This window comes from Bianquea renquensis (genome assembly GCF_014384895.1).
In the GTDB taxonomy this organism is placed as follows: Bacteria; Bacillota; Clostridia; order Lachnospirales; family Bianqueaceae; genus Bianquea; species Bianquea renquensis.
On the sequence record NZ_JACRSQ010000112.1, the window covers coordinates 1 to 519 of the forward strand.

Genomic DNA, 519 nt, shown 5'->3' on the forward strand with positions numbered 1-519 from the left:
CCGATCTCCATGTATTCATACAGGCGCACACGGGCAAAGATCGGGGAACCGTCCTCGGGGTCGGTAAAGTTCTCCACATAAATGTCCTTGTTCTGCCCGTTGAAGTCATCGTGCAGCCGCCCGCCGGGGTTGACAAAGCCGTCCGCTTCGTTCCTCGCCCGCTGGCTGATGCTCTGCCAGGCGTAAGTACCCGTCAGGGCGATGGCAACCACCAACACCGCTGCGACGACGGCCGATACCTGTTTTTTCCGTTTCGCTTTCATGTTTTTTCACCTCTCCTATGAATTGCGCCTTGCCGGATTTTGCCCCGCGCAGGCTTTTTCAAACCATCCTCCGTGTCCGTTCCGTCCTTCCCAAATGCGACTTTGAGTGCACGGAGCAGGCCCAGCAGCAAAACCGCCAGCACCAGCAGGACCAGCCAGTGCTCTTTGAGAAAGGACACTGCTCGGCCAACAAAAAGGCTGTGATACATGACCTTCCCCACTACATTGGCCGCGGGTACGGGCTGCTTGTCCGGCG

Annotated in this window: 2 protein-coding genes; both read right to left on the minus strand. The window is 57.8% G+C overall.

Annotated features, from left to right (window positions below; all coding sequences use genetic code 11):
* On the minus strand, positions 1-263 hold a 263-nt coding region (locus H8730_RS17490), incomplete at its 3' end, for a hypothetical protein (protein WP_249290326.1).
* The coding region (locus H8730_RS17495; protein WP_249290327.1) for a hypothetical protein at positions 260-519 on the minus strand (260 nt) is incomplete at its 5' end. The genes H8730_RS17490 and H8730_RS17495, both read right to left, overlap by 4 nt.